General features: G+C 69.7%; 22 protein-coding genes. 3 read left to right on the forward strand and 19 right to left on the reverse strand.

The annotated features are described in order from the left end of the window. The first annotated feature begins 1 nt into the window (after position 1). Positions 2 to 643 carry a class I SAM-dependent methyltransferase gene (locus ACFC1W_RS12560; RefSeq protein WP_375992995.1) on the forward strand — a complete coding sequence of 214 codons (642 nt, stop codon included), beginning with the start codon at positions 2 to 4 and terminating at the stop codon, positions 641 to 643. A gap of 6 nt (positions 644 to 649) precedes the next feature. Here ACFC1W_RS12560 and dapF read toward each other — a convergent pair whose 3' ends face one another. From dapF to ACFC1W_RS12655, 19 genes are all read right to left on the reverse strand, one after another. After that, positions 650 to 1,522: a diaminopimelate epimerase gene (gene dapF, locus ACFC1W_RS12565; RefSeq protein ID WP_375992998.1), complete on the reverse strand. Its 873-nt coding sequence runs from the start codon at positions 1,520 to 1,522 to the stop codon at positions 650 to 652. A 30-nt stretch (positions 1,523 to 1,552) separates the two neighbouring features. Then, positions 1,553 to 1,975 carry a GNAT family acetyltransferase gene (locus ACFC1W_RS12570; protein WP_375993001.1) on the reverse strand — a complete coding sequence of 141 codons (423 nt, stop codon included), beginning with the start codon at positions 1,973 to 1,975 and terminating at the stop codon, positions 1,553 to 1,555. Beyond that, complete coding sequence (gene miaA, locus ACFC1W_RS12575; RefSeq protein WP_375993004.1) at positions 1,972 to 2,907, reverse strand: tRNA (adenosine(37)-N6)-dimethylallyltransferase MiaA; 936 nt, start codon at positions 2,905 to 2,907, stop codon at positions 1,972 to 1,974. The genes ACFC1W_RS12570 and miaA overlap by 4 nt, the downstream gene beginning before the upstream one ends. Further along, positions 2,904 to 4,454, reverse strand: a complete 1,551-nt coding sequence (miaB, locus tag ACFC1W_RS12580) for a tRNA (N6-isopentenyl adenosine(37)-C2)-methylthiotransferase MiaB (protein ID WP_375993007.1) — start codon at positions 4,452 to 4,454, stop codon at positions 2,904 to 2,906. Before miaB ends, miaA begins: the two co-directional genes overlap by 4 nt. Positions 4,455 to 4,513: 59 nt before the next feature. Next, positions 4,514 to 5,392, reverse strand: a complete 879-nt coding sequence (locus ACFC1W_RS12585) for an ABC transporter permease (RefSeq protein ID WP_375993009.1) — start codon at positions 5,390 to 5,392, stop codon at positions 4,514 to 4,516. Beyond that, a complete protein-coding gene (locus ACFC1W_RS12590) occupies positions 5,389 to 6,309 on the reverse strand; it encodes an ABC transporter ATP-binding protein (RefSeq protein ID WP_375993011.1) in 921 nt (306 codons plus the stop codon). The genes ACFC1W_RS12585 and ACFC1W_RS12590 overlap by 4 nt, the downstream gene beginning before the upstream one ends. Positions 6,310 to 6,416: 107 nt before the next feature. Further along, a complete protein-coding gene (locus tag ACFC1W_RS12595; protein ID WP_375993013.1) occupies positions 6,417 to 7,163 on the reverse strand; it encodes a regulatory protein RecX in 747 nt (248 codons plus the stop codon). A gap of 1 nt (position 7,164) precedes the next feature. Beyond that, positions 7,165 to 8,214 carry a recombinase RecA gene (gene recA / locus ACFC1W_RS12600; protein ID WP_191763067.1) on the reverse strand — a complete coding sequence of 350 codons (1,050 nt, stop codon included), beginning with the start codon at positions 8,212 to 8,214 and terminating at the stop codon, positions 7,165 to 7,167. Between the two features lie 384 nt (positions 8,215 to 8,598). Continuing rightward, positions 8,599 to 8,823, reverse strand: a complete 225-nt coding sequence (locus ACFC1W_RS12605; RefSeq protein WP_375993017.1) for a DUF3046 domain-containing protein — start codon at positions 8,821 to 8,823, stop codon at positions 8,599 to 8,601. 21 nt (positions 8,824 to 8,844) lie between these two features. Further along, the gene (locus tag ACFC1W_RS12610) at positions 8,845 to 9,153 is read right to left on the reverse strand and encodes a helix-turn-helix domain-containing protein (protein WP_191763071.1); all 309 of its coding nucleotides are present in this window, start codon (positions 9,151 to 9,153) and stop codon (positions 8,845 to 8,847) included. A gap of 144 nt (positions 9,154 to 9,297) precedes the next feature. Next, entirely contained in the window at positions 9,298 to 9,774 is a 477-nt protein-coding gene (locus ACFC1W_RS12615; RefSeq protein ID WP_375993020.1) for a CinA family protein, read from the reverse strand. Continuing rightward, positions 9,771 to 10,343 carry a CDP-diacylglycerol--glycerol-3-phosphate 3-phosphatidyltransferase gene (gene pgsA, locus ACFC1W_RS12620; RefSeq protein ID WP_375993023.1) on the reverse strand — a complete coding sequence of 191 codons (573 nt, stop codon included), beginning with the start codon at positions 10,341 to 10,343 and terminating at the stop codon, positions 9,771 to 9,773. Before pgsA ends, ACFC1W_RS12615 begins: the two co-directional genes overlap by 4 nt. 53 nt (positions 10,344 to 10,396) lie before the next feature. Continuing rightward, positions 10,397 to 13,084 (reverse strand): DNA translocase FtsK 4TM domain-containing protein, encoded by a 2,688-nt coding sequence (locus tag ACFC1W_RS12625; protein WP_375993026.1) that lies wholly within the window; start codon positions 13,082 to 13,084, stop codon positions 10,397 to 10,399. Between the two features lie 64 nt (positions 13,085 to 13,148). Beyond that, on the reverse strand, positions 13,149 to 13,646 hold the full coding sequence (locus tag ACFC1W_RS12630; RefSeq protein WP_375993028.1) for a GNAT family N-acetyltransferase: 498 nt from the start codon (positions 13,644 to 13,646) through the stop codon (positions 13,149 to 13,151). A 74-nt stretch (positions 13,647 to 13,720) separates the two neighbouring features. Continuing rightward, entirely contained in the window at positions 13,721 to 15,397 is a 1,677-nt protein-coding gene (locus ACFC1W_RS12635; protein ID WP_241113087.1) for a ribonuclease J, read from the reverse strand. Positions 15,398 to 15,476: 79 nt separating this feature from the next. Beyond that, positions 15,477 to 16,454, reverse strand: coding sequence for a 4-hydroxy-tetrahydrodipicolinate synthase (gene dapA, locus ACFC1W_RS12640; protein WP_375993032.1), 978 nt, complete (start codon positions 16,452 to 16,454; stop codon positions 15,477 to 15,479). Positions 16,455 to 16,494: 40 nt separating this feature from the next. After that, a complete protein-coding gene (locus ACFC1W_RS12645) occupies positions 16,495 to 17,259 on the reverse strand; it encodes an SDR family NAD(P)-dependent oxidoreductase (protein ID WP_375993035.1) in 765 nt (254 codons plus the stop codon). Positions 17,260 to 17,269: 10 nt separating this feature from the next. Beyond that, positions 17,270 to 17,782, reverse strand: coding sequence for a dihydrofolate reductase (locus ACFC1W_RS12650; protein WP_375993038.1), 513 nt, complete (start codon positions 17,780 to 17,782; stop codon positions 17,270 to 17,272). Next, positions 17,779 to 18,588 (reverse strand): thymidylate synthase, encoded by an 810-nt coding sequence (locus ACFC1W_RS12655; protein WP_375993041.1) that lies wholly within the window; start codon positions 18,586 to 18,588, stop codon positions 17,779 to 17,781. Before ACFC1W_RS12655 ends, ACFC1W_RS12650 begins: the two co-directional genes overlap by 4 nt. A gap of 108 nt (positions 18,589 to 18,696) precedes the next feature. On the opposite strand from ACFC1W_RS12655, the gene ACFC1W_RS12660 reads away from it, so the two are divergent. Together ACFC1W_RS12660 and ACFC1W_RS12665 are read left to right on the forward strand one after the other, a co-directional pair. After that, complete coding sequence (locus tag ACFC1W_RS12660) at positions 18,697 to 19,134, forward strand: TlpA family protein disulfide reductase (RefSeq protein ID WP_375993044.1); 438 nt, start codon at positions 18,697 to 18,699, stop codon at positions 19,132 to 19,134. Beyond that, a complete protein-coding gene (locus ACFC1W_RS12665; RefSeq protein ID WP_375993047.1) occupies positions 19,127 to 19,723 on the forward strand; it encodes a DUF4395 domain-containing protein in 597 nt (198 codons plus the stop codon). Before ACFC1W_RS12660 ends, ACFC1W_RS12665 begins: the two co-directional genes overlap by 8 nt. Positions 19,724 to 19,734: the final 11 nt, after the last annotated feature.

Genomic DNA, 19,734 nt, shown 5'->3' on the forward strand with positions numbered 1-19,734 from the left:
CATGGGCAGCGACCACTACTTCAGTGCTACGCCCGCCAGTCCCGAGAATCTCCGTCGCGTCCGCGTCACGCTCGCCGGCCGCGAGGTCGAGGTGACGACCGCGAGCGGTGTGTTCAGCCCCGACCATGTGGACTCGGGCACCGGCGTGCTGCTGTCGAACACTCCCCCGCCGCCACCCGGCGGGAACCTGCTCGATCTCGGGTCCGGTTGGGGACCGATCGCGTTGAGCCTCGCCCTGGAGTCCCCTCACGCGACCGTATGGGCGGTCGACGTGAACGAACGCGCTCTCGACCTGGTGCGACGCAACGCCGAGGCGCTGGGCCTCCCGAACGTCAACGCCGTGCTGCCCGACGATGTTCCCGCTGACGTCGTGTTCCGCACGATCCGCTCGAATCCGCCGATCCGCGTCGGCAAGCACGAGCTGCACGGCCTGCTCGAGCGCTGGATCCCGCGGCTCGACGAGCGCGCCGACGCGTGGCTCGTCGTGCAGCGCAATCTGGGATCCGACTCGCTCCAGCGCTGGCTCGCTGCCACCTTCGAGCGGGGCTACAGCGTGCAGCGCGCGGCGACCGGCCGCGGCTTCCGCGTGATCAAGGTGCGCCGCCACGGCTCGCCACCGAGTGAGCCGATCGACCTGCCCTGAACCGCTTCAGGCGAGGGTGACCTCACCCGAGTACACGAGCGTCGCCGGTCCGGAGAGCAGCACGTGACGCTCGCCGTCGATCTCGGGCGTGCGCACTCCGAGCGTGCCGCCGGGCACCTCGACGGCCCAGTGGTCGGGAGCCGCGGGTCCTGCCCAGTGGCGCACCGCCAGCGCAGCGGCCGCGACCCCGGTGCCGCAGCTGAGCGTCTCTCCCACGCCGCGCTCGAAGACGCGCATGCGGATCGAACCGACGCCGTCGCGCACGAGCGGGTCGCTCGGCACGACGAACTCGACGTTCGCGCCGTGCGGCGGCTCGGGGTGCAGCTGCGGGAGCACTCCGAGGTCGAGGGCCTCGAGCTCGCGGTGGTCGGGCAGGGCCACCACGATGTGGGGGTTGCCGACGTCGATGCCGAGGCCAGGACGCGGCGCGCCGATGCCTCGCGCGCGGACGAGCACATCGTCCGGTTCGATGCGCCACGGTCCGAGGTCGACCTCGAAACCGAGGTCGCTGCGGGTGAGGGTCTTCACGCCGGCGCGTGTGGCGATCCGAAGCGGACCGTCGTCGAGCGACGCCCAGCCGACCTCGGCCAGATAGCGGGCGAACACGCGGATGCCGTTGCCGCACATCTCAGCGCGGGAGCCGTCCGCATTGCGGTAGTCCATGAACCACTCGACACCGGATGCCGCGGCCTCGGCGCCCTCATCGACGGCGGCAGCGCGCACGACGCGCAGGATCCCGTCGCCGCCGATGCCGAACCGCCGATCGCACAGCACGGCGACCTGGTCGTCGGAGAGATCGAGTTCACCGTCGCGATCGGGCACGATCACGAAGTCGTTGCCGGTGCCGTGACCCTTGGTGAACGCGATAGTCTGCGGCATCGTCCCAGTCTATGGGCGCGCAGCTCCGGGTCAGTCGGCGATGAGGCGCTTGCCCGTCGCCCAGGTCTCGAACGTCTCGAAGCCGAGCGCCTCGTAGAAGCCCTGCGCGATGTCGTTGTCGGGCCGCACCATGAGCTGCACCTTCGGGCATCCCATGTCGAGCAGCAGCGTCTCCGCCCGCTCGACGAGCGAACGCGCGATGCCCTGCCCGCGCCGGGCCGGATCGCTCGCGAGGTAGTAGAGCCAGCCGCGGTGGCCGTCGTAGCCGGCCATCACGGTTCCGACCATGTCGGCGCCGTCGACCGCGACGAGGAACAGCTCGGGCTGGACCTTCAGCTTGCGGCTGATGTCCTGGTAGGGGTTGTTCCACGGCCGGGTGAGTTTGGTCGCCTGCCACAGCGAGACGACTGCTTCGGTGTCGGGAAGTTGGAAGGCCCGGATCGCGACAGTCATGCTGTCGAGTCTGCCAGGTCTGCGGCATCCGCTCCCGGAGTCGTCCACAAGACGCCGGCGTAGCGCTTGAACCACGACACCTGCCGACGCGCGTAGCGGCGCGTGAGCGCCTGCGTCTCGGCGATAGCCTCGGCCTCGGTCATCCCACCGTGCAGCTGGGCCAGAGCCTGCGCGTAGCCGATCGCCCGTCGTGCCGTGACGCCGCGCTCGAGCCCGGCATCGCGCAGCGACTCGACCTCGGCGAGGAGGCCGTCGCGCCACATCCCCTGTACCCGCTCGTCGAGGCGTGCGACGAGTTCGTCGCGGGGAACGGCGACGCCGATGATCACGGTGTCCTCGCGCCAGAGCACGGGCTCGTCAGGCAGCGCGGCGCCGTGCGTGCGCTCCCCCATCTCGAGGACCTCGAGCGCGCGGACGACCCTGCGCCCGTTGCGGGGGTCGACGCGTTCCGCCGTGGCCGGGTCGAGTTCGCGCAGGCGGGCGAACAGCGCGCCCGGACCCTGCGCCTCGAGCTCGGCCTCGAGACGCTCGCGCACGGCCCGATCCCGCGGCGGGAACCGGAAATCGAACAGCACGCTCGAGACGTACAGGCCCGAGCCGCCGACGAGGATGGCGTCGGCACCGCGGCCGTGGATCTCGTCGATCGCGGCTCGGGCCGTCGTCTGATACCAGGCGACGGCCGCGTCCTCGGTCGGGTCCAGAACGTCGAAGAGGTGATGAGGGATGCCGCGCCGCTCCGATTCCGGCAGCTTGGCGGTGCCGATGTCCATGCCGCGGTACAGCTGCATCGCGTCGGCATTGACGATCTCGGCTCGACCGCCGCGTGCGACGATCGCGTCGGCGAGGTCGAGCGACAGTGCGGTCTTGCCCGTTCCCGTCGCGCCGACGACCGCCCACAGACGCGGCGGGCGGGGGTGCGCGGCCGCGGTCACACTCCGATGCGCAGCGTCGGGAGGCCCAGCGAGACGGCGCGCGGCGCACCGGTCTCGCCGACAGGAGCCGGGACACCGCACGACTCGGCCTGCGTGCGGTCCCACGCGTCGCCGGAGCGCGTGCGCCGGATGCGCAGCGGCGCCCCGTCGGGGCTGTCGGCGAGCAGGTGGAAGGGCGCGGCGTGCGTCACGACCACCGAGACGACGTCGCCCGGACGCGGGAGGTCGGATCCCTCGGGCACCTCGAAGTGCACGAGCCGGTTGTCTTCGGCACGGCCGGTGAGGCGGTGGGTCGCGGCATCCTTCTTGCCCTCGCCGGTCGAGACGAGCACCTGCAGCTCGCGCCCCACCTGCTTCTGGTTCTCCTCGAGCGAGATGCGCTCCTGCAGCGCGACGAGGCGCTCGTAGCGCTCCTGCACGACGGCCTTCGGCACCTGGTCGGGCATGGTCGCCGCCGGGGTGCCCTCGCGGATCGAGTACTGGAACGTGAACGCGCTCGCGAACCGCGCCTGCTCGACCACCCGCATCGTGTCTTCGAAATCCTCGTCGGTCTCGCCCGGGAAGCCGACGATGATGTCGGTCGAGATGGCCGCGTTCGGGATGCGCGCGCGCACGCGGTCGAGGATGCCGAGGAACCTCTCACTGCGGTACGAGCGGCGCATGGCCTTCAGGATGCGGTCGCTGCCCGACTGGAGCGGCATGTGCAGCTGCGGCATGACGGCGGGCGTCTCAGCCATCGCGTCGATGACGTCGTCGGTGAAGGCTGCGGGATGAGGACTGGTGAAGCGGATGCGCTCGAGGCCACCGATCTCGCCGGCCGCGCGCAGCAGCTTGCCGAACGCCTGACGGTCGCCGAACTCCACCCCGTACGAGTTGACGTTCTGGCCGAGAAGGGTCACCTCCATCGCGCCGTCTTCGACGAGGAGACGGATCTCGTTGAGGATGTCGCCGGGGCGACGGTCCTTCTCCTTGCCGCGGAGGCTCGGCACGATGCAGAACGTGCAGGTGTTGTTGCACCCGACCGAGATCGACACCCAGCCGCTGTAGACGCTGTCGCGCTTGGTGGGAAGGGTCGACGGGAAGATCTCGAGCGACTCGAGGATCTCGAGCTCGGCCTCGCCGTTGTGACGTGCGCGCTCGAGCAGGCTTGGAAGCGACCCCATGTTGTGCGTGCCGAAGACGACATCGACCCACGGCGCCTTCTCCTGGACCGTGTCCTTGTCCATCTGGGCGAGGCAGCCGCCGACGGCGATCTGCATCCCCTCGTGCTTGTCTTTGCGCGACTTCAAGTGGCCGAGCGTCCCGTAGAGCTTGCCGGCCGCGTTGTCACGCACCGCACAGGTGTTGATGACGACGACGTCGGCTTCCTCGCCGACCTCGGCGCGCACGTAACCCGCGCTCTCGAGCGAGCCGGAGAGCCGCTCGGAATCGTGCACGTTCATCTGGCAGCCGAAGGTGCGCACTTCATAGGTGCGGGCCTTGCCGTCGGCGTCGCGCGCCGCGTCGGAGGGCGCGATGAGTGTCGGGAGTGGGGACGGCATGGTCATGATGCGTGCCATTCTACGATCCGCGGATGAGAGGCCGTTCCGTCCCGTCGGGCGCGGCCTCAGCGAATGCGTCCGCGCATGCGTCCGGCGGACACCGCCGTGCACACGACCGAGATTCCGATCAGGACGACGATCACGATCCAGCCGGGGACCTCCCAGTCCCCGATGAAGAGATCCAGCCCGTACATGGCACGCAGCGGTTCCTCTGCGCCGGGAGCATCGGCGGTGATCACGGCCAACGTCTCGTCTGAGAACTCTCGGCGCAGCAGCATTCCCGCCTGTGCGAACGGCAGCGCCGCGACCACGTTGGCGACGCCCTCGGGGAAGACGCCGATCGGGATGTACGCCGCGGCGATGAAGCCGAGCACCGTGCCGACGATCGTGGCGAGCCCCGAGAACGCGCCGTTGGTACGGACGAAGGACACGATGAGCGCCGAGAACGCCGTGAAGGCGACGCACGAGAGCGCGACGATCGCGAAGCTGCGCGCGATGGCTGCGGCGCCGAGCCAGGTGCCGCGCAGCACCCCGAGGTAGAGGATGCTGACCACCAGGACGAACACCGACAGCACGAGCGCGACGGCGACAGCGGACAGCAAGTAGCCGAGCACGAACTGACTGCGCCGGAGCGGCGATACGACGAAGTCGCGGAACCGGCCGGACTGGTCGTCGTCGACGAGCACCGCGAGCCCGCCGAGGCCCGTCGTGACGGTCGTGATGAGAAGGATGCCCGCGAACATCCAGCTGTCGACGAAGGACTGCACGTCGGCCGTCGACGCCCCGGGCAGCGAGTCCGCGAGTCCTGCGGTCTGGAGGTTGCCGAGGAACAGCGTATAGAGGCCGAACAGGATGACCGCGCCCAGGAGCGAGAAGAACACGTTCAGGCGATCTCGGAAGAAGAGCCGAAGGTTGCGGTGGACGATCGCCCATACGACGCTCATGCCGCGTCCCCTCCCGCGGTCGACTTTCCCGTCAGCGTCAGGAAGACATCGTCCATGCGGCCGTGCCGGAACTCGAAGTCGCGGACGCGGTCTCCGTGGGCGGCGAGCAGGGCGCGGGCCACATCGGCATCGGGGACGCCGATCACCACGACGTCGCCGTGACGGACGGGCTCGGCACCGACCGCATGGGCTGATGCGACCAGCGCTTCGGGATCGTTCGTGGTGATGCTCAGGATGCTGCGGCTGTGACGAGCCCGCAGGCGGGCGGGGGTGTCGTCGGCGACGATACGGCCCTCGTCGATGATGCAGACGCGCGCCGCCTCTTCGGTCTCTTCGAGATAGTGCGTCGTCAGGAAGACGGTGAGATCGCCACGGGCGCTCAGCTCATGGAGCGTCCGCCAGACGAGCGCACGGCTGCCGGGGTCGAGCCCCGCGGTGGGCTCGTCGAGGAACAGCACCGCGGGCTCGTGGAGGAGCGCGCGTGCGATGTCGACGCGCCGGCGCTGGCCACCCGACAGCCGCCCGTACCGCTGATCGAGGAATCCATCGAGCCCGATGAGAGCGGACACGTAGTCGATCCGGGCATCGAGCGGGTCGCGCGCGATGCGCGACAGGCGCCCGCGCAACCGCAGATTCTCCCGGGCGGTCAGCAGCGGATCGAGCAGCGACTCCTGGAAGACCACGCCGATCGACTCACGCACGCGGTCGCCTTCACGGCGTACGTCGTGGCCATTCACGACGACGGTCCCCGCGTCGAAGGGGAGCACTGTCGTGAGGCATCCGATCGTCGTCGACTTGCCTGCGCCGTTGGTGCCGACGAACGCGAAGACCCCGCCGTCCGCGACCGAGAACGAGATGTCGTCGACGGCGACCTTCTCGCGGTAGCGCTTGGTCAGGCCGCGGACCTCGACCGCCATGTCACTCCCTCCGCCTCGGATCCGAACATATCGTCATCCCCACGGCTCCGCGCCAAGAGCGTGCGTTGCCCTCGCCACGGGCCGTGTCCTGCGCTGCGACGGCCCGCTCAGCGGAAGCGAACCCCGCGCGATCCGCCAGGAGCGTCGTCGAGCGCCGCACGCGCGGCGGACAGCGCGATCGAACCGCCGTACCCGCGCCGTGCCAGTTGACCGGTCAGCCGCCGCACGGCGGTGTCGCGGTCGAGGCCCTGCAGCGACCGCGCCTTGCCGCGCGCGAACTCGAGCGCGCGTTCGAAGTCATCGTCGGGCAGCGCCGACAGCGCCGCGTCTGCCACATCGCGCGGGATGCCCCGCTTCGCGAGCGTCTGCGCGATCGCCTGCCGGCCCTGGCCCTTGCGCTCGGCGCCGGCGTGGACCAGCTGCTCAGCCAGCGCTGCGTCATCGAGGTAGCCGTACTCGTCCATCAGCGCGATCAGGTGCTCGACTGCATCGGGGTGGAGGGAGTACTCACGCAGGACGCCTCGGGCCTCCGAGACCGACAGCGACCGGGTGCGCAGCTTCTTCAGCAGCGCCTTCTCGGCGAGCTCGAGTTCGTCCGCGCCAGCACCGTCACCCGCCTGGTCGAGCCGGGGTCGGTCGTCGGCCCATGTCGGATGCCACGCCCTCGGGTCCTCCCCGACCGTGTCGTCGGCATCTGGGTCAGCGGCCACGAGGTCGGCGGGAGCTGTGGCGTCGGTCGCCGTGGCGTCGGTCGCCGTGGCTTCCGACCGGGCAGGGGCGGAAGGCGGCGGCCCGCCGAACAGCGGGATCACGGGGGCGAGCGTCTCGCGCTCGCCCCCGTCATCGTGACGCATGTCAGGCCGGACGGCGCGCGGCCAGATCGTCAGCCGGCGCCTCGACGGCCTTCGGCTGGCCGATGCCGAGCTTCGCCTTGATCTTCGACTCGATCTCGGCCGCCGTGTCGGCATTCTTGATCAGGAAGTTACGGGCGTTCTCCTTGCCCTGACCGAGCTGCTCGCCGTCGTAGGTGTACCAGGCACCCGACTTCTTGACGATGCCGTGCTCGACCCCGAAGTCGATGAGGCTGCCTTCTCTCGAGATGCCGACGCCGTAGAGGATGTCGAACTCGGCCTGCTTGAACGGCGGGGCCATCTTGTTCTTCACGACCTTGACGCGCGTGCGGTTTCCGACTGCGTCGGTGCCGTCCTTCAGGGTCTCGATGCGGCGGATGTCGAGGCGGACCGAAGCGTAGAACTTCAGCGCCTTTCCACCGGCGGTGGTCTCGGGCGAGCCGAAGAAGACGCCGATCTTCTCACGCAGCTGGTTGATGAAGATCATGGTGGTGTTGGTCTGGTTCAGGCCACCGGTGAGCTTGCGGAGCGCCTGCGACATGAGACGCGCCTGCAGACCGACGTGGGAGTCACCCATCTCGCCCTCGATCTCGGCCTTCGGCACCAGGGCCGCGACGGAGTCGATCACGACGAGGTCGATCGCACCCGAGCGCACGAGCATGTCGGCGATCTCGAGCGCCTGCTCACCCGTGTCGGGCTGCGACACGAGCAGCGAGTCGATGTCGACGCCGAGCTTCTGCGCGTAGTCGGGATCGAGCGCATGCTCAGCGTCGATGAAGGCGGCGATGCCGCCGGCACGCTGCACGTTCGCGATGGCGTGAAGCGTGAGCGTCGTCTTACCCGACGACTCCGGGCCGTAGATCTCGATGATGCGGCCGCGGGGAAGCCCGCCGATGCCGAGCGCGACGTCGAGGGCGATCGACCCGGTGGGGACGACCTCGACGGGTGCGCGCTCGTCGCTGCCCAGCCGCATGACCGAGCCCTTTCCGAACTGCCGGTCGATCTGGGCGAGGGCCGACTCGAGGGCCTTCTCGCGGTCAACTGCTGAGGGCATGACGTGCTCTTTCTGCTCGCGTTCCGTCGCCTGTAGGCTGTCGCGATCCGGCCCCGGTGGGATGGATGCTGCGACAAGGCGTGAGGTGTCGTTCGACGCTGTTCACGCTAGGGCTGGGCTCCGACATCCGTCTTCGCTCATCCGCCGACGTGGACAGACATCCTTCGACACCTGCTGTGCAGGAGCCTACGCCGGTATCGAACAGACATTCGACAACACGCCGCGAAGCGGCACCTGCCGGTTCCTGAGTAGCCGAGCGAAGCACGGCGTATCGAAGGGCGATGACACGCCGCGAAGCGGCACCTGCCGGTTCCTGAGTAGCCGAGCGAAGCACGGCGTATCGAAGGGCGACAACACGCCGCGAAGCGGGGTGCCCGCGAAGGGTCAGCGGCGCTTGGGCTCGAGGCGTCCGACGCCATAACGGCGATCGGCGGGCACGTCCGTCTCCTCGCACAGGGCGAGCCAGACCTCGCGCGGTGGCACGCCGGCGCCGAGAGCCTCCGCTGCCGTGCGCGAGCCGACGCCGGAGAGCACCAGATCCGCGATCAGCGCGCTCCCGCGGCTGCCGAACTCATCGCGCACGGCGCGTTCGAACTCACTGCGCCTCATGCGTCGGAGAACCCGAAGCGCTCAGCGCAGCGACAGCTCGGCGTCGACCGCGGCGACCAGGTCGTCGGGCACGACGTCGGGGAAGGTCTGCAGACCCTCGAGCACGGAGATTCGATCGCCGACCTCGCGCATGATGGTCGAGATGGGGACGTCCAGCGCCTCGGCCACGGACGCGAGGATCTCGCTGGAGGCTTCTTTCTGACCGCGCTCCACCTCGCTCAGATAGCCCAGGGCGACGCTCGCGCGGCTCGCGACCTGACGGAGGGTGCGACCCTTCTGCTGGCGGAAATCACGAAGCACTTCGCCGATCTCTTGACGTACCAGGATCATGGTGGGCCCCCTCCTCACTTGTGATTCCGCTGTCCGGGGTGGATAACAGTACCGCACCGGATGATGCCAATCTAATCCCGCGAACTGGGGAATGGGTGGGAATCACCGAATGTAACCGAGAAGAAACCCGGTGTATTTCCGACGTCATCGACCGGTCGCGCTCAGCTCCGCGAGCACGAGTTCGAGAGCCCGGCGGACCGACTCGGTCCGGATGTCGGCCCGGGATCCTTCCAGGAGGAAGGCCGACACAGCGCTCCCCTCCGGCGTCTCGACCGCGACGAACACCGTGCCCACGGGGTGGTCGCCCTGCGGATCAGGCCCCGCGACTCCGGTCGTGGCCACGCCCACGTCGGCGCCGAGCACCCGCCGCGCGCCGGCGGCGAGCTGCTGCGCAACTCTCGCATCGACCGGTCCGGCGTCGGCGAGGAGCGCCGCATCGACACCGAGCGCACTGGCCTTCACATCGGTGGCGTAGGCCACCACGCCGCCGCGCACGTGCAGGGAAGCACCGGGCACGTCGACGAGGGAGGCGACGACCAGCCCACCGGTGAGGGACTCCGCCGTGCCGATCGTCCAGCCCCGGCGACCCAGCGCGTCGAGGACGTCGGAGGCGAGCGTCACGCCGATCCCTTGGCCTTTCGTGCGCCGCGCGCCTCGGTGACCACGTAGTCGATGCCGCTGGCGATCGTCAGCAGCACGGCGATGGTCATCGTGATGCCGTTGACCCAGAAGATCCATTCTCCGACGAGCGTCCACAGCGGCAGCAGCGCGAGCGAAAGGGCGATCCCCTGCGCGAGCGTCTTCAGCTTCCCCATCCACGCCGCCGCGACGACGTGATCGCTCGCGACGATGAGTCGATGCACTGTGATGCCGACCTCGCGGATGAGCACGATGATCGTGATCCACCACGGCAGCTCCGCGAGGATCGACAGCCCGATGAAGGCGAACCCGGTGAGCACCTTGTCGGCGATCGGATCGAGGAGCTTGCCCAGGTCGGTGACGATGTGGTGCCTGCGCGCGAGATAGCCGTCGACGCCGTCGGTGGCGATCGCGACGATGAAGAGCACCGCGGCCCACCAGCGAAGTGGGCCGTCCGACCCACCGTCTGCCAGCAGCATCCACAGGAACACCGGCGCGCACAGGATGCGCACGATCGTGATCGTGTTGGGGAGCTGTCTCGGGATCGCCATGCGCCGAGCCTATCGCCGCCGGACGGCGCGGCCCGTGCGCCGGGCGACGCCGATCACTCGCGGCCGGTCAGGCCCCACGCATCCTCGTCGCCCTCGCTCTCGACGACCGGGTAGCCGTCGAACTGGGCGTCGACGGCATCGGCCCCGTACGGGTCGGCCGCGGGGCCTGCCGCGGCGGGCGCCTCGGGCACGTCGTCGCCGCGCAGGCGGGCGAGCACAGCGGGCAGCTGGTCGGGGGTGACGAGGACGTCGCGCGCCTTCGAGCCCTCGGACGGGCCGACGATCTCGCGGGACTCGAGGAGGTCCATCAGGCGTCCGGCCTTGGCGAACCCGACGCGGAGCTTGCGCTGCAGCATCGAGGTCGAGCCGAACTGCGTCGACACGATCTGCTCCGCCGCCGCCAGCAGCAGCTCGAGGTCGTCACCGATGTCGGCGTCGATCTCCTTCTTCTCGGCCGCCACCTGCACATCGTTGCGGTACTCGGGGCGCGCCTGGGCCGTGACGTGCTTGACGACCTTCTCGATCTCCTGCTCGCTGACCCAGGCACCCTGGACGCGCAGCGCCTTCGACGCCCCCATCGGAAGGAACAGGCCGTCACCCTGACCGATCAGACGGTCGGCGCCGGGCTGATCGAGGATGACGCGCGAGTCGGTGACACTTGTCACCGCGAACGCGAGGCGCGACGGGACGTTGGCCTTGATGAGGCCGGTCACGACGTCGACCGACGGCCGCTGCGTGGCCAGCACGAGGTGGATGCCGCTGGCACGGGCCAGCTGCGTGATGCGCACGATCGAGTCCTCGACGTCGCGCGGAGCCACCATCATGAGGTCGGCGAGCTCGTCGACCACGACCAGCAGGTATGGGTACGGCTTGAGCACGCGCTCGCTGCCCGCAGGAAGCGTGATCTCCCCCGCCACGACCGCCTTGTTGAAGTCGTCGATGTGACGGAAGCCGAACGACGCGAGGTCGTCGTACCGCATGTCCATCTCCTTCACGACCCACTGCAGCGCCTCAGCCGCCTTCTTGGGGTTCGTGATGATGGGCGTGATGAGATGCGGCACGCCCGCGTACGAGGTGAGCTCGACGCGCTTGGGGTCGATGAGCACCATGCGCACGTCGGCGGGCTTCGCACGCATCAGCAGGCTCGTGATCATCGAGTTCACGAAGCTCGACTTTCCCGAGCCTGTCGAGCCGGCGACCAGGAGGTGCGGCATCTTGGCGAGGTTGGCCACGACGTAGCCGCCGCCGACGTCCTTGCCGACGCCGATCGTCATGGGGTGCGTCGACTGCTGTGCGTTCTGCGAGCGCAGCACGTCGCCGAGGGTGACGATCTCGCGGTCGGTGTTGGGGATCTCGACGCCGATCGCGCTCTTGCCCGGGATAGGCGCGAGGATGCGCACCTCGTTCGAGGCGACGGCGTACGCGATGTTGTTGGTGAGCGCGGTGATGCGCTCCACCTTCACCCCGGGGCCGAGCGCGATCTCGTACTGCGTGACCGTGGGTCCGCGCGAGAACCCGGTGACGCGCGCATCGACGGAGAACTGCTCCAGCACGCTCGTGATCGCCTTGACGGTGTCGTCGTTGGCCTGCGACCGCGCCACGTGGGGCGTGCCCTGGGCGAGGGCGTTGACCGACGGCAGCCGATAGGGCGCGCTGGGCGCCGCAGGCGAGGCATCCGAGCCGATTCCCGTCAGCCCGGGCAGGACGCCGTCTTCGAGCGGATCGACGCTGTCGTCGCGGAGCGAGGTGCTCGACGCCTTCGACGCCGCGGCGACGACGGAGGGATCGATGACCTCGGTGAGTGCGTCGGCCGCGACCGGCGGAACCCGCGGAGCCGGCGGCTCGAGCACCTGGTCGAAGCCGCCCTGCACGGCTCCCGGCGTCAGGAGCGCCGTGAGGTCGTCGGACCCGAGGGTGCCCTCGGGATCCTGCTCGCGTCCGGTCCTGTTGCGCCGCCACCACGGCAGGGCGGGATCGGCGCCGTCGTCGTCGGAGACGGATGCTGCGGCATCCGCGTCGGTCTGCGCGGTGCGCGGCTCGGCGTCGAACATCCACGCGTAGAGCTCGCCCAGGCGGCGGCCGATGCGGTTCGGCGGAGTCTTGGTGATGATCAGCACACTGAGCACGGCCAGCAGCGAGAGCGCGACGTAGGCGCCGACGTCGGTGAGGACGAAGGCGAGAGGCTCGCCCACCATCCAGCCGAACAGTCCGCCGGCCTCGCTGAGCGCCGGCAGCCCCTGCCTCGGCTGGGGACGGCCGCCGGCGACGTGGCAGAAGCCCGCGATCGTGACGATCAGCAGGCCGAACCCGATGCCGATGCGGCCGTTGTCGTGCACCGACGACGGGTGCCGGAACATCCAGCCCGCGAGGAACAGCAGGAGCACCGGCAGGATGAACGCCTCTCGGCCGATGAGCCCGCCGACGGAGTAGGCGCTGATCGTCGCCGCGACGTCGCTGCCGATGAAGAACCACTCGTTGACGGCACCTGCGACGGCGAGGAGCACCAGCAGGAACGGGAAGCCGTCGCGGCGCTGGTCCTTCTCGAGCGTCTCGGGCCCGAACGCCCGGAACAGCGCACCCGTGGCGTGAGCCAGCCCCAGCCACGCGCGCACGATGACGGGCGGCTTCTCGGCGTCGCCGACGTACCGCCTCGGCGCCGGTTCGGGCTTCTTGGCGCGCGACGAGGACGACCCGCGCGCAGGCGTGCGGCCGTTCTTGGTCGGGGTGGTGCTCCTGGCCATCCCCCCACGGTAAGCGGCACCGCCGACTTTTCCGCGGAACCACGCGGCGGAGCGGGCCGGTCGATCAGCGCAGGCGCTTGACCATCGTGTCGCGGCCGTGGCCGGCGGAGGTCACCGCGAAGCCCTCGCTGCGGTACAGCGTCGTCGCGAAATTGCCGCGCTCCACGCTCAGGCTGATGCGGGCGAAGCCCTGCGCCCGCGCGTGATCGCACAGCCGCTGCAGGAGGGCGCGGCCGACGCCGTGCGCGCGCCAGATCGGTCGCACGCCGATGATGAGTTCGGGCACGCCGGTGCCGACGTAGCCGAATCCGGGGTCCGTGCGCGGCAGCATCCGGTACCAGGCGGCGCCGATCGGCTCGTCGTTCGCGTCGACCGCGACGAAACCGGCATCGCCCGGCTGCTTCCACCCCGTGACGTAGCGGCTGTGCTCGGAGTCGGTGATCAGCTGGTGCTTCGGCCGCGCCGCGCCCGGCCTCCAGTTCGCCGCTTCGACGACCATGTCGCCCAGGAACGTGCCGTCCGCCTGCGTGGCTTCGCGAACGCGGAAGGCAGCGGGTGGCATGACGCGAGTTTAGCGATGGTGAGCGGATGCTTCGTCCCGCCCCTGCGGCACGGGACGCGACATCCGCTCGTCGTTCACGCCTCGATGACGAGCGGCACGATCATCGGCCGGCGACGCAGCGACTGGTTCACCCAGCGGCCGATGGTGCGGCGGACGACCTGCGACAGAGCGTGCGAGTCGCGCACACCCGACTTCGCCGCCTCGGCGAGCGCCGCGGCGATCTTGGGCTTGACCGCGTCGAACACGGAATCATCCTCGGCGAAGCCGCGAGCGTGGATCTCGGGCCCGGAGATGATGTTGCCCGTCGACGCGTCCACGACGACGATGACCGAGATGAAGCCCTCCTCGCCCAGGATGCGGCGATCCTTGAGGTCGGCGTCGGTGATCTCCCCCACCGTCGACCCGTCGACGTAGACGAAGCCCAGGTCCAGCTGACCGGCGACCTGCACGTCGCCGTTCTTGAGGTCGATGACGGTGCCGTTCTCGGCGAGGATCGTACGGTCGGGATCGATGCCGGTGTCCTGGGCGAGTCGGGCGTTGGCCATGAGGTGGCGGTACTCGCCGTGGATGGGGAGCACGTTCCTCGGCTTGAGGATGTTGTAGCAGTAGAGCAGCTCGCCGGCGGCGGCATGGCCCGACACGTGCACCTTCGCGTTGCCCTTGTGCACGACGTTCGCGCCGAGCTTGGTCAGCCCGTCGATCACGCGGTAGACGGCGTTCTCATTGCCGGGGATGAGGCTCGAGGCGAGGATCACGGTGTCACCGGGGCCGGGCTCGATCGCGTGGTCGAGGTTGGCCATGCGGCTGAGGACCGCCATCGGCTCGCCCTGCGAGCCCGTCGACATGTAGACGATGCGGTCGTCGGGCAGATCGCGCGCCTTCTTGTAGTCGATGAGCACGTTCTCGGGCACATTCAGGTAGCCCAGGTCTTCCGCGATCGTCATGTTGCGCAGCATGCTGCGGCCGAGGAGCGCCACCCGGCGGCCGTGCGCGGCCGCGGCATCCAGCACCTGCTGCACGCGGTGGACGTGGCTCGAGAAGCTCGCGACGATGACGCGGCGCGGAGAATTGCCGATCACCTGGTCGAGCACCGGACCGATGGAGCGTTCGAGCGGGGTGAAGCCCGGCACATCGGCGTTCGTCGAGTCGACGAGGAACAGGTCGACGCCCTCCTCGCCGAGGCGCGCGAACGCACGGAGGTCGGTGAGGCGGCCGTCGAGCGGCAGCTGGTCCATCTTGAAGTCGCCGGTCGCGAGCACGAGGCCCGCCGGGGTGCGGATGGCGACGGCCAGCGCGTCGGGGATCGAGTGGTTGACCGCGATGAACTCGAGGTCGAACGGTCCGAGGTTCTCGCGCTGCCCCTCCGCGACGGTGAGGCTGTACGGCTTGATCCGGTGCTCTTTGAGCTTCGCCTCGGTGAGGGCGAGCGTCAGCCCCGAGCCGACGATCGGGATGTCGGACTTCAGCTTGAGGAGGTACGGCACGGCGCCGATGTGGTCTTCGTGACCGTGGGTGAGCACCACTCCGACGATGTCGTCGAGACGGCTCTTGATCGGCTCGAAGTCGGGGAGGATCAGGTCCACGCCGGGCTGGTGCTCCTCGGGGAACAGCACGCCGCAGTCGACGACGAGCAGCTTGCCGCCGTACTCGAACACGGTCATGTTGCGGCCGACCTCGCCGAGGCCGCCGAGTGGGGTGATCCGGAGGGTGCCCTGCTCGAGTGCGGGCGGGTCGAAGGGGGTAGTGGGCATGGTCAGCCTCCTCAGGGCGCCGAGGCGCCCCCTCGCTTGTGTCGCCGTCGCCCGGATGCGGGCAGGTCGGCGCGCGTGGTCATCTCGTGGTGCCCGACACCTTCGGCAGCGCGCCGCCGGCGGCGGCGTTGCGGTCGGGCCGGAAGTTGGAGAAGTCGGCGCCGGGGACACCGACGACGAGCGCCAGCTCGTCCTCGATCTTCGCGGCCTCCCACTCCTCGGGACCGACAAGCGGCAGCCGCACGCGCGGGCTGCCGATGCGGCCGAGGCCGTGCAGGATGTACTTCGCCGAGACGGTGCCCGGCACGTGCGTCATGACCGCGCGCACGAGCGGCTCGAGTCGCTTGTGCTCGGCCGTGGCGGCCGTGAGGTCGCCCGCGTTCACGGCGTCGACGATCGCGCGGTACGGCGCGGGGGCGATGTTGGCGGTGACACCGATGAGTCCGGTCGCCCCGATCGAGAGGTGCGGCAGCACGTTGGCGTCGTCGCCGGAGAAGTACAGCAGGTCGGTCTGGTTCAGCACACGGCTGACCTCGCTGAAGTCGCCCTTGGCGTCTTTGATCGCGAGGATGTTCGGGTGCTTGGCCAGGCGCAGGATCGTCTCGTACTTGATGGGCACGCCGGTGCGGCCGGGGATGTCGTAGAGGATGACCGGCAGATCGGTGGCGTCGGCGACGAGCCGGAAGTGGGTCAGGATGCCCGCCTGCGTCGGCTTGTTGTAGTACGGCGTGACGATCATGATGCCGTCGGCGCCGGCCTTCTCGCTGGCCTTGTAGAGCTCGATGGCGTGCGCTGTCTCGTTGGAGCCGCCGCCCGTGATGATCCTGGCGCGGCCGGCCGCGACATCCTTCCCCACCTCCACCAACCGGATCTTCTCGGCGTCGGTCAGGGTCGAGGTCTCACCCGTGGTGCCCGTGACGACGATGCCGTCGGCTCCTGCGGTGATGACGTCGTCGATGTGCTTCTCGACAGCGGGCCAATCGACTTCGCCGTCCGCCGTCATCGGGGTGACGAGCGCGACGAGAACCTGTCCGAATGGGTTGCCCGTGTGCGTCATGGACCCAGGCTATCGGGATGCCGCCTCCTGCGCCGCGTCGTCAGCGCCCGGTGGCAGCCGCCCGGGCGACCAGCCGGGCGGGTGCGAGGCGGCTCGCCGTCACGAGCAGCTTGTATTTCGCCGAGGGCACCGAGACCGCCTTGCCCCGGGCGGCATCGCGCAGCGAGGCGGCGACGACCGTGCGTGCATCCAGCCACATCCAGTCGGGAACGCCCTCCTTCCCCGGCGGGAGTCCGGCCCGTTCGTGGAAGTTGGTGTGCGTGAAGCCCGGGCAGACGGCGGTCATGGTCACGCCGCGGGCTGCGTACGCGCCGTTGGCCCAGCGGCTGAAGCTGATCAGCCAGCCCTTGCACGCCCCGTAGGTCGAGCGGGGGGTGAAACCCGCCACGGACGCGACGTTGAGGATGCGGCCGTGCCCGCGGGCCAGCATGGGTCCGAGGGCGGCGTGACTCAGCCGCATGGGCACCTCGACGTGGAGGTCGAGGTGACGCACCTCGTCTTCGATGTCGTTGCGCTCGAAAGCCAGCGGAAGGCCGAAGCCCGCGTTGTTCACGAGCATCTCGATCGGCCGGTCGGGGTCCGTGAGGCGCCGCTCCACCTTCTCGCGCTGCCGCGGCGAGAGCAGGTCGGCCGCGAGCACCTCGACGCCGACGCGGTGCCGCGCGCGCAGCGTCGCTGCGAGCTCATCGAGGGCCGCGCGGTCGCGGGCCACCAGCACGAGGTCGGCACCCATCGCCGCGAGCTGGCGCGCGTATTCCGCGCCGAGGCCCGAGCTCGCGCCCGTGATCATCGCCGTCTTCGCCATGCGCGACAGCCTAGGACGCGCGCGCGAGACGGAGGAATCGGTAGCGGATGCCGCTGCTCGACGTGTGCCAGCCCTCATCGGGGTCGATCGATTCGACCGCCCAGCCGGCTCGGTCGGGCGCGAACGTGTCGCCGTCGACCTCGGCGTCGAGCTCGGTGACCTCGAGCCGGTCGGCCGACGCGATGCTCTCGCGGAAGAGCTCACCCCCGCCGATGATCCAGATCCATTCGGGGGTCGCGGCATCCGTCACCGCGGTCATCGCGTCGTCGAGCGATCCCGCCCGCTCCGCGCCGTCGGCACCCCAGGCCTCGTTGCGCGTGACGACGATGTTGCGCCGCCCCGGGAGCGGCCGGAACCGCTCGGGCAGCGACTCCCACGTGCGGCGGCCCATCACGACCGGCGCGCCCGAGGTCACCTCTTTGAAGTGCGCGAGGTCTTCGGGCACGTGCCACGGCATGCCGCCGTCGGCCCCGATCACCCCGCCGTGCGCTTCGGCCCAGACAAGGCCGATGCGTGACGTCATACCGCGACCGCCCCGCGGATCGCCGGGTGGTGCTGGTAGTCCTCGATGACGAAGTCCTCGTACGTGTAGTCGAAGATCGTCTCGGGCTTCCGCGCGAAGCGGAAGGTCGGGTAGGGGTACGGCGCGCGCGTGAGCTGCTCGCGCACCTGCTCGACGTGGTTGTCGTAGATGTGGCAATCGCCGCCGGTCCAGACGAAGTCCCCCGGCTCGAGGCCTGTCTGCTGCGCGACCATGAGGGTGAGGAGGGCGTACGAGGCGATGTTGAACGGCACGCCGAGGAAGAGGTCGGCACTGCGCTGGTACAGCTGGCACGACAGGCGACCGTCGGCGACGTAGAACTGGAACATCGCGTGGCACGGCGCAAGAGCCATGTCGGGGATGTCGGCCGGGTTCCACGCCGACACCAGCAGCCGACGGGAATCGGGGTTCGAGCGGATCTGCTCGATCACCTGTGAGATCTGGTCGATGTGCGCGCCGTCGGGCGTGGGCCATGAGCGCCACTGCACGCCGTACACCGGACCGAGCTCGCCGTCGGCATCGGCCCATTCATCCCAGATGGTCACGCCGTTGTCCTGCAGCCATCGCACGTTGGACTCGCCGCGAAGGAACCACAGCAGCTCGTAGGCGATGGACTTGAAGTGCACGCGCTTGGTCGTGACCAGGGGAAAGCCCTGCGACAGGTCGAAGCGGATCTGCCGCCCGAACGCACTGGTCGTCCCCGTTCCGGTGCGGTCGTCCTTATGGGTGCCGTGCTCGAGCACATCGCGCAGGAGGTCCTCGTAAGGGGTGGGGATCGCCGTCGTCACGGCTGCCACGATACCCGCGCCCTCCCCCAGCGGCGTCTGTTACGCCGGGAGCGTCATAATCACGGCATCCGGTATCCATTCAGCTGAACGGGAATACCCTGATCAGTTGTGAACCTCGTCACCGCCTTCGTCGCCATCGCCGCGCTCCTCGCGCTGACGGTGGCCCTCGGCGTCTATCTGCGCTGGCGCCAGTCGCGTCCGCACCGTCACATCCTCCACGAGGTCGTCGAGCCCGAGCGGCTCGGCGCCGACGGTCTCGGCGAAGTGGCGACGCTGCTGCAGTTCAGCACCGAGCTGTGCGCCCGCTGCCCCGGCGTGCACCGCACGCTGTCGAGCATCGCCGATGCGCACGAGGGCGTCCGCCACCTCGACGTCGACCTCACGCACCGGCCCGACATCGCGAAGCACTTCCACGTCCTGCAGACGCCCACCACGCTCGTCCTCGACCGGGACGGCGTCATCCAGACCCGCTTCGGCGGCACGCCGAGCCGTGACGTGCTCGAGCTCGAACTGAACCGGCTCACCGCGGAGGACGCGCATGTCTGAACCGGCGGATGCCTCGACCCCGCGCGGCATCGACCCCCGTGGTCCGCGCTTCGCGGCCGGCATCACGTCGGTCCTGCTGCTGATCGCACTGTTCCTCAGCCTCACGGGGCTGTCTGCGGCGTACGGATCGGCGGCGTTCGGATGGTTCGCCTACCAGCCTCTCGCGGGGGCCACGTTCAGCCCGACCGCATGGGCGGTGTCCTCCGCGACGCTCGATGCCCGCCTCCTCGACCCGGGCTTCCTGCTGCTGCTCGTCATCGCGCTGCTGTTCCTGTGGGGGGTCGTCTCGCCGCGCACCGCGCCGTGGGGCGTGCTCTACCGCGCCGTGGTCGCACCGCGCCTCGCGCCGCCGACCGAACTCGAAGACCCGCGCCCGCCGCGCTTCGCGCAGGGCGTCGGCCTCTTCGTCGTCGGCCTCGGCCTCGTCCTGCACCTCCTCGGCGTGCCTCTGGCCCTCCCGGTCGCCGCGGCCTTCGCGTTCGTCGCCGCCTTCCTCAACGCGGTCTTCGGCGTCTGCCTGGGCTGCATGATGTACCTCCTGCTGCAGCGGCTCGGCGTGATCGGCCGCGCACGGCCCGCCTCCGCCTGACACGCATCGCG

It is taken from the genome of Microbacterium sp. NPDC056003, assembly GCF_042274785.1.
Taxonomy (GTDB): Bacteria; Actinomycetota; Actinomycetes; order Actinomycetales; family Microbacteriaceae; genus Microbacterium.